This is a genomic window from Micromonospora sp. NPDC050795, from assembly GCF_044456785.1.
Taxonomy (GTDB): Bacteria; Actinomycetota; Actinomycetes; order Mycobacteriales; family Micromonosporaceae; genus Micromonospora.
Genome location: NZ_JBITGE010000070.1, coordinates 1 through 7902, shown reverse-complemented (window position 1 = coordinate 7902; position 7902 = coordinate 1). Strand labels below are relative to the sequence as shown.

General features: G+C 70.5%; 8 protein-coding genes. 3 read left to right on the top strand and 5 right to left on the bottom strand.

All coding sequences use genetic code 11. The features are described from left to right. Window positions 1-104: 104 nt before the first annotated feature. Both ACIBEF_RS31800 and ACIBEF_RS31795 read right to left on the bottom strand, forming a co-directional pair. Window positions 105-1544 carry an MFS transporter gene (locus ACIBEF_RS31800; protein ID WP_396797110.1) on the bottom strand — a complete coding sequence of 480 codons (1440 nt, stop codon included), beginning with the start codon at window positions 1542-1544 and terminating at the stop codon, window positions 105-107. An 85-nt stretch (window positions 1545-1629) separates the two neighbouring features. Beyond that, entirely contained in the window at window positions 1630-1866 is a 237-nt protein-coding gene (locus ACIBEF_RS31795) for a hypothetical protein (protein WP_124823326.1), read from the bottom strand. Between the two features lie 147 nt (window positions 1867-2013). On the opposite strand from ACIBEF_RS31795, the gene ACIBEF_RS31790 reads away from it, so the two are divergent. Together ACIBEF_RS31790 and ACIBEF_RS31785 are read left to right on the top strand one after the other, a co-directional pair. After that, window positions 2014-3174, top strand: coding sequence for a geranylgeranyl reductase family protein (locus tag ACIBEF_RS31790; protein WP_396797108.1), 1161 nt, complete (start codon window positions 2014-2016; stop codon window positions 3172-3174). 84 nt (window positions 3175-3258) lie between these two features. Beyond that, the gene (locus ACIBEF_RS31785; protein ID WP_167362358.1) at window positions 3259-3432 is read left to right on the top strand and encodes a hypothetical protein; all 174 of its coding nucleotides are present in this window, start codon (window positions 3259-3261) and stop codon (window positions 3430-3432) included. Between the two features lie 57 nt (window positions 3433-3489). Here the strand turns inward: ACIBEF_RS31785 and ACIBEF_RS31780 are convergent, their stop codons facing one another. Beyond that, window positions 3490-5280 (bottom strand): bifunctional metallophosphatase/5'-nucleotidase, encoded by a 1791-nt coding sequence (locus tag ACIBEF_RS31780; RefSeq protein ID WP_396797107.1) that lies wholly within the window; start codon window positions 5278-5280, stop codon window positions 3490-3492. Window positions 5281-5465: 185 nt separating this feature from the next. Between ACIBEF_RS31780 and ACIBEF_RS31775 the strand changes: the two genes are divergently transcribed. Then, window positions 5466-6368: an SDR family oxidoreductase gene (locus ACIBEF_RS31775; protein WP_396797106.1), complete on the top strand. Its 903-nt coding sequence runs from the start codon at window positions 5466-5468 to the stop codon at window positions 6366-6368. Between the two features lie 141 nt (window positions 6369-6509). Here the strand turns inward: ACIBEF_RS31775 and ACIBEF_RS31770 are convergent, their stop codons facing one another. Further along, entirely contained in the window at window positions 6510-7169 is a 660-nt protein-coding gene (locus ACIBEF_RS31770) for a nucleotidyl transferase AbiEii/AbiGii toxin family protein (RefSeq protein ID WP_357208489.1), read from the bottom strand. Then, window positions 7166-7507 (bottom strand): hypothetical protein, encoded by a 342-nt coding sequence (locus ACIBEF_RS31765; protein ID WP_130401025.1) that lies wholly within the window; start codon window positions 7505-7507, stop codon window positions 7166-7168. Before ACIBEF_RS31765 ends, ACIBEF_RS31770 begins: the two co-directional genes overlap by 4 nt. Window positions 7508-7902 lie beyond the last annotated feature (395 nt).

Sequence of the window (7902 nt, the reverse complement as noted above, 5' to 3'; positions counted from 1 at the left end):
CCAGCACTGGAACAGCTGACCCACACCACCACCACACGGCAACAGCACACCGACCGCTGGCCGGCACCCGCAACCTTGGGGTGCCGGCCAGCGGCGTACCCCGGTCAGGTTTTGTGGTTGTGGCTCCGCCAGATGTCGATCAGCGCGGCGATCAACGCGAGGGCGATGATGCCGGTGGCGAGCATGAGGGACTGTTCGAAGGCGTTCGTCCAGTCCCCGCGGCTGTCGGCCAACGTGGAGAAGAACAGCGAGCCGACGGCGGCGATGCCGGCGGCGGCTCCGATCCGCTGGCCGGTCTGGAGCATGCCGGCGCCGCTGCCCGACTGCTCGACGGGCACCTCGGAGAGGGTGATCGTCTGGTTGGGGGCGATCACCAGCCCGCTGCCGATGCCGGCGACGAGCAGTGGGCCGGCGGTGACCCAGGGCGCGGGGGCGTCCGGGAAGAGGCGCAGTGCGATCACCGTGGCGGCCAGTCCGACCACCACGGTGAGCAGTCCGATGGCGACCAGTGGTCGGCCGAAGCGGTTGACGATGCGGCCACCGAGCACGGCGGCGGCCGCGGAGCCCAGGGCGAACGGGGTGATGGCCAGGCCGGCGACGAGGGCGCTGTAGCCGAGCCCCATCTGCAGGAACAGGGTGAAGATGAAGAAGATCGCGGTGAAGCCACCGAAGTAGACGAGCGCCAGGACCGAGCCCAGCGTGTACGACTGGAAGCTGAACAGTCGGAGGTCGAACAGGGGTTGATGGTGGCGTGCGTAGCGTCGTTCCCAGAGCCCGAAGGCGACCAGCACCGCCAGGCCAACCGGGATGAGGGCCCACTTCCACGGGGTCCGCCACTGCTGCTCCTGCACGAGTGGCAGGAGGACCAGGACGACGCCGACGCCGAGCAGCAGGACCCCGACGGGATCGAGTCGACGCCAGCCGGGTTGACCGGTGGGGCGGCCGGGCAGCAACCGCCAGCCGAGGATCACCGCGAGGACACCGACGGGCACGTTGACGAAGAAGACCCAGCGCCAGCCGTGCTCCTCACCGCCGACGGCGATGAGCAGCCCACCGAGCAGCGGCCCGACGGCGGTGGAGATGCCGATGGTGGCGCCGAGGATCCCGAACGGGCGGGCGCGTTCGGGCCCGCGGAACAGTTGCTGGATCAGCCCGATGACCTGCGGGTTGACGATGCCGGCGGCGGCGCCCTGCAGCAGTCGGGCGATGACCAGCCAGGTCGGCGAGGTGGCGAGGCCGGCGAGCGCGCTGGTGATGGTGAACAGCGCGATGCCGAAGACGAAGGCGTTGCGCCGGCCGCGGGCGTCGCCGAAGCGGCCGGCGGGCACCAGCGCCAGGCCGAAGGTGAGCGCGTACCCGGAGAGAATCCACTGCAGGTCGCTCGACGACGCGTGCAGCGCCCGGTCGATGGAGGGCACGGCCACGTTGACGATGCTCACGTCGAGCAGCGTCATGAAGGCGGCGACGAGTCCGACGCCGACGGCCTGCCAGCGCCGTCTGTTCTCGGCCGCGGTCACCGGCTGCGGCGTCTGGGCCGCGCTCATCGCGCCCCCCGTCGACCCTCGGTCACGCATGGTTGACCGCTACCCGGGTCTTCGGGGGGCGAACCGCGCCAGGTGGTTCCGCTGGTCACGCCATCTGGCGGGCGCAGAACCGGGGACCGAAGTCGAGGCCGGCCATCGGCGAGTCCTCGCGGTGCAGCAGGCCCTTCTCGGTGAGCAGGTGCAGAGGGCTGCCCACCTGCTCCCCGGTGAGCCCGGATTCCTCGGCGATCAGGTCCGGGTAGGGCACCTGCCCGCGTGCCTCGAGGGTGGTGACCGCCTGGTACACCCGTTGCTCGGCCTCCGACAGTTGCACCTGCTGCATGGTTCCTCCTCTGCTCGTCCGCCACTGCGGTGGCGGTTGCCGTGCGCCGGTTACCCCCTCGGTGCCCGAAGATGCACACCCGATCGGGCGGTCGTGCCGGTGGGCGGGTCCGGCGGGCGGGCCGGGGAGGTGCCCTAGGCTGCTTTCGTGATCGTTTGGGATCTCGTCGTCGTTGGCGCTGGCCCCGCGGGGCTGTCCGCGGCGTACGCCGCTGCCCGTGCTGGCGTCTCCACCCTTGTCGTCGAGCGAGCCGTACACCCGCGGTACAAGACCTGCGGCGGTGGTCTGATCGGCACATCGCTGGCGGCCGTCCAGGATCGGATCGAGGTGCCCGCGCACGACCGGGTGGACCGGGTTACGTTCACCCGCGACGGCCGTCGGGAGTTCACCCGCCGCAACGGCAGTCCGGTGGTGACGATGGTGCGCCGCGAGGAGTTCGACGACCGGCTGCGCGAGGCGGCGGTCGCCGCCGGCGCGCAGCTGCGGGAGCGGGTCGCGGTCCGCGCGATCGAGCAGGACCCTGAGGGGGTACGCCTGCGGCTGGCCGACGGTACGACGATCGCGGCTCGTGCCGTCATCGGGGCGGACGGCTCGTCGGGGGTGACCGGGCGGCACGTCGGGGTTCGGTACCGGCAGGTGGATCTGGGTCTGGAGTTGGAGATTGCGGTGCCGCCGGTCGAGCAGGAGCGGTGGCGGGGCCGGCTGCTGTTGGACTGGGGCGACATGCCGGGCTCGTACGCCTGGGTCTTTCCGAAGGGCGACCGGTTGACCGTCGGCGTGATCGCCGCGCGGGGGGCGGGGGAGGGGACCCGTGCGTACCTGCGGCGGTTCGTCGACCGGTTGGGTCTGACCGGGTTGCCGGCGGAGCACGACTCCGGTCACCTGACTCGTTGTCGGGCGGAGGATTCACCGTTGCGCAACGGCCGGGTGTTGGTCGTGGGGGATGCGGCGGGGTTGCTGGAGCCGTGGAGCCGGGAGGGCATTAGCTTCGCGTTGCGCTCAGGTGAGTTGGCCGGAGCCGCGGTCGCGGATGGCGACCTGGCCGGGTACGAGCGGACGGTGGCCGAGCGTCTGCTGCCGGAGATGCGGGCGGGTTTCCGGCTGCTCGACGTTTTCACCCGTCGCCCGGACGTGTTCCACGCCCTGTTGGCGACCCCGCCGGGCTGGCGCATGTTCGTGCAGTTCTGCCAGGGGCGGGCGAGCTTCGACGAGATGCTGAGCCGCCGGCCGATCCGGGCGGCGCTCGCGGTGCTCGACCGGTTGTCCCGTTCGTCGCGTCAGGTCACCACCGCTCGCCCAGGATCCTAGGATGCCTTAGAGGGTGTGCGCCCGGCTACTGGTGTCGACCGGCGTGGCCGCCGGACAATCACAACGGAGCAGGAGGAGGCGCTGATGACCGAGCAACCGTTCACCGACGACGAGTACGCGTTTCTGCGCCACGCGCGGTTCGGGGAGTTGCCGCCCGCCGTCCGTCCTGACGAGCGAGTGGCCCTGACCGAGACCGATCCCGGACGCGACCGGCCGGAGGAGTCCGAGGACCCGATCCGCTGGAACGTGCAGGGCTGAGAACGCGCGACGGGCCGCGGGTGTCGCCACCCACGGCCCGTTCGTCATGCGCTGCGGTCAGAAGACGGGCACGCCCTCGCGTACCAGACGCCAGTTGGGCTGGAAGAAGTCGGCCGGGTCGATCGTGCCCCTGGCCTGCGCCCAGTCGATGAGCAGCTGACGGATCTCCTGCTGCGCGTTGTAGACCTGGGTCTTCACGATGCCGGGGAAGTTGCCACCGCCGCTGCGCCGGTAGTTGTTCACCGCCACCACGAACTGCGCGTTGTCCGCGACCGGGGTGTCGCTGCCGGCCAGCACCAGGCGGGTGATCCGCTGCCCGACCGGCTTGGAGATGTCGATGTCGTAGTCCACGCCGGAGAAGACGTCGTAGTTGTAGTCCGGCACCGCCGGGTCACTGATCTGCTCCGGGTCGACCGGGGCGCCCGGCGCGACCGTCCGGAAGTACTTCGCCGAGTACTCCAGGTAGGCGCGCACCTCGGCGCCACTGAGCACGACCGCCTCAAGGGTGTTGTCGTACACGTACAGACCGGCCACGTCGCGGATCTTCACGTCGCCGGCGGGAAACACGGCGGTCCGGCTGAACGGCGCCGCGATCGACAGCACCGGCAGGTCCGCGTACGCCGTGCCGGCCAGCGCCGCGCCGACCACCTCGGTCTGCACATGGTTGATGAAGTCCAGGATCGGCGTGTCCTTGTACCGCGACTCCGCCGCCGACAACTCCACCGTGGACTGCGCGACGACCTGGTTGACGTACGCCACGGTCTTCTGGTGCTGGGCCCGCACGGCGGCGAGCACCTTCGGGTCCTCTACCACCGTGTTGGTGTTCAGCATGGTGGCGGCCTTCTTGGTGATCGCCCACCGGCCACGCTCGCGGGTGAGGGTGAAGTCCATCCGGGTGAGCCGCTGGCCCCACTTCGACGGCTCGGAGAGCAGCACCTGCGTGCCGGTGCGCTCGTTGGTCACGAACCGCTCGACCACCTCGTTGTGCGCGTGACCGAAGAGGATCGCGTCGATCCCCGGCACCTGCTGGGCGATCAGCGCCACCGGGTTCTCGTTCGGCAGCTCGGGGCCGTAGCTGGAGGTGCCGCTGTCACCGCCGTGCGCGGAGATCAGCACGAGGTCCGCGCCGCGGGCCCGCATGATCGGCACCCACTTGGCGGCGGTCGCGATCATGTCGTCGAAGCGCAGCTTGCCCTCGACGTTGCCCTTGTCCCAGATGGCCACGCCGGGGTTGGTCAACCCGAGGATGCCGACCCGCAGGGTCGGCGCGGCGAAACCGAGGGAGACCTTCTTGATGACGTACGGCAGGAAGGCCGGCTTGCCGGTCTTCGCGTTGACGGCGTTCGCGGCGAGCGCCGGGAAACCGAGCTGACGGATCCACAGGTCCAGCAACGGCAGACCGTAGTTGAACTCGTGGTTGCCCAGGGTCACCGCGTCGTAGTCGATGACGTTCATGGCCCGTGCCATCGGGTGCTTCTCCCCGGTGGCGGTGATCGGCTCCTGCTTGGCGTAGTACGTCGCGAGGGGCGTGCCCTGGATCGTGTCGCCGGCGTCGAGCACCAGCGTCGCCTTGCCGCGCCGCTCCCGACGAATTTGGTTGATCAGGGTCGCCAGCTTCGCCACGCCGATGTCGTTGTGCTTGCTGTCGTCGTACTCGGCGTCGCGGTAGTAGTCCCAGTTGTAGACGTTGCCGTGCGTGTCCGACGTGCCCAGGAGGGTGAGATCCCAGGTGCGCGGCCGGGCCGCGCCGGCCGCCTGCGCGGGCGCGGCGGCGATCAGCGGGGTGGTCGCCGCGGCCGCCGCGGCGACGAGCACCTGGCGACGCGACGGGCCGGAGGGAGAGGTCATGACGTGCCTTTCCATGGGGGTGGACGCGCCTCGTGAGCGCCTTGCGCACCCTAACCAGCAGCGGGCACCGCCGCACGACAGCCCCGGTCGTTGCAGCGGTTTCCGCAGGCCGACGCAGGGTAGGGCGGTCCGGGACGGCATTCGCGGGAGACGCCGCTTCCCGCGCGCAGCGAGGAGATCTTTCAGTGAGCGAGGACCAGCACACCCAGCAGGACCCGACCAGCCAGTACGGAGGGCAGTCCGGTCAGCCCGCGCAGCAGCAGTCAGCGCCCGGCGCGACGGCGGAGATGAACCCGCGGCCGGACCACGGGGAGGAGTCGTACCGGGGCAGCGGCAAGCTCGACGGCAAGCGGGCGCTCATCACCGGCGGTGACTCGGGGATCGGCCGGGCCGTCGCGATCGCCTTCGCCCGGGAGGGCGCGGACGTGCTCATCTCGTACCTCAGTAAGGAGGAGGACGCCGACGCCCGGGAGACCATCCGGCTGGTAGAGGCCGCCGGCCGGCGGGGCGTCGCGGTACGCGGCGACGTCACCGACGAGGCGCACTGCCAGGAACTGGTCGACCGGGCGGTGCGCGACCTGGGCGGTCTCGACATTCTGGTGAACAACGCGGCGTACCAGATGTCGCAGGACAAGGGGATCCTCGGGATCAGCACCGAGCAGTTCGACCGGGTGTTCAAGACCAACCTGTACGCGATGTTCTGGCTCTGCAAGGCAGCCATTCCGCACCTGGCCGAGGGGTCGGCGATCATCAACACGTCGTCGATCCAGGCGTTCGACCCGTCGCCGCAGTTGCTGGACTACGCCACCACCAAGGCGGGGATCGCCAACTTCACCAAGGCGCTCGCCGCCGACCTGGCCGAGCAGGGCATCCGCGTCAACGCTGTCGCACCGGGCCCGGTGTGGACACCGTTGATCCCGGCCACCATGCCGGAGGAGAAGGTGAAGCAGTTCGGCACCGACACCCCGGAGGGGCGTCCCGGGCAGCCGGCGGAGCTGGCACCCGCGTACGTCTTCTTCGCCTCGCAGGAGTCCAGCTACGTGACCGGCGAGATCCTGGGCGTCACGGGCGGTCGACCGACCAAGTGAACCGCCGTCGGGTGGGCGTCCGCTCGGGATGCCCACCCGACGCTTGTGGCTCGCTCGCGTCGCTTGTTCGCGTGGCCCGGTGGTGGTGCGGCCCGTTCGCGTGGCTCGGTGGTGGTGCGGCTTGTTCTTGTGGCTCGCTGGTCAGCGTGGCCAGGCGGCGAAGCGTTGCCGGATCTCGGCGACGTCGACGGCGCCCAGGCCGTACCGGCCGAAACGCTGGTCGGAGAGCCGGTCCAGATAACGGCCGGCGGCGCGCACGTCGTCCGGGTCCAGCGCGGGGTCGACCTGCCGTGCCAGCACCAACAGTTCGGTCACGTCGTAGTGGTCGAGGGCTGCGGCCACGTCGATGAAGTCGCGAACCTCCCGCCGGTTGACCAACGCCGCGATCTTGTTCGCCACCAGGTCACGAACGTCCATCACCGGGCCGAGGTCCATCACCACCGGACTCTGCTGGCGGTCCAACCGGGCGAGGCTGAGCCGGATCTGCCGTCCGTCGCGGCTCACCACGAAGTCCTTCATGTCCTGCTCGTACCCGTCGAACAGTTCGGCCAGCTCACTGTCCGGGTCGGCGTCACTGACGATGAACCCGGCCCGCTCCAGGGCCACCCGCACCCCGGCGGACGCCGCAGCCGCGGCACCCTCCACGTCCGCGAAGAGGTCCACGTCCTCCGTCGGTCGGGCGACCAGCCCGTGCGCCGCCCACGCCACCCCACCACCCAGAACGAACCGGTACGGCCCGGCGGCGGCCAGCGCCACCCGGGCCACCTCCCGGTAGAACTCGTGCAGATGAGGTTCGATCACGCCGCGCGCAGGCCGCGGTGCCGGCTCTCCCACGCCTGGCGTACGCCCCGAGGCAGGTTGAGCAGTCGCCACACCCGACGCAGCGTCCGCCCGTTGATCAGGGCGCGCAGATCCTCGGCGCGAGTAGTCTCGCGAAGCACGTTCTCGTACATCCAGAGCAGCTGGTCCGGGTCGCCGAGGTCGAAGGTGCGCTCGGCGTTCCACATCAGCCGTACCGGCAGTTCCACCACACCTCGGGTGGGGCCGGCAAGCTCGGCGAGGGTCCGTGCCACCACAGCGGGGCGACCCGGGCGGGCCAGATAGGCCACGCCGGTCGCGGTGGGGGAGACGGCCTGCATGGTGTCAGGGTAACGCCCGCCAGAGCCGGTGTCGCTCAGGTCGAGTCGAGCGCGCTGCTCATGCGCGCCGACCGGACCGTGCCCGGCTGCGAAGTCTGCCCGGTTTGCGTGCTCTCGGCGTGGTCGGTGCGCCCCTGATCGACTCGGGTTTCCTGAAGTCGGGGTGTCCGGGCGTCCGGGATGCCCCGACTTCAGGAAACCCGAGTGGATCACCCCGGTGAGGGCTGGTTCGACGGCGTGGAGCCCCGCGTCGTGTGGGCGGTTTGTCTGTATGTGGGGTGTGACCGGCTGCACTCGTGGGCTGGAATCATGGCCGGGCCGGGGTCGTTACACACCCTGACGATCGCAGTACCACCGACCCGCCGCCCGAGCCTTGAGGGCGGGTCGCGCAGGTC

Coding starts and splice junctions, on each gene's coding strand:
- ACIBEF_RS31780 (WP_396797107.1), bottom strand. CDS start 5,280: ATGACCTCTCCCTCCGGCCCGTCGCGTCGCCAGGTGCTCGTCGCCGCG.
- ACIBEF_RS31795 (WP_124823326.1), bottom strand. CDS start 1,866: ATGCAGCAGGTGCAACTGTCGGAGGCCGAGCAACGGGTGTACCAGGCG.
- ACIBEF_RS31765 (WP_130401025.1), bottom strand. CDS start 7,507: ATGCAGGCCGTCTCCCCCACCGCGACCGGCGTGGCCTATCTGGCCCGC.
- ACIBEF_RS31800 (WP_396797110.1), bottom strand. CDS start 1,544: ATGAGCGCGGCCCAGACGCCGCAGCCGGTGACCGCGGCCGAGAACAGA.
- ACIBEF_RS31785 (WP_167362358.1), top strand. CDS start 3,259: ATGACCGAGCAACCGTTCACCGACGACGAGTACGCGTTTCTGCGCCAC.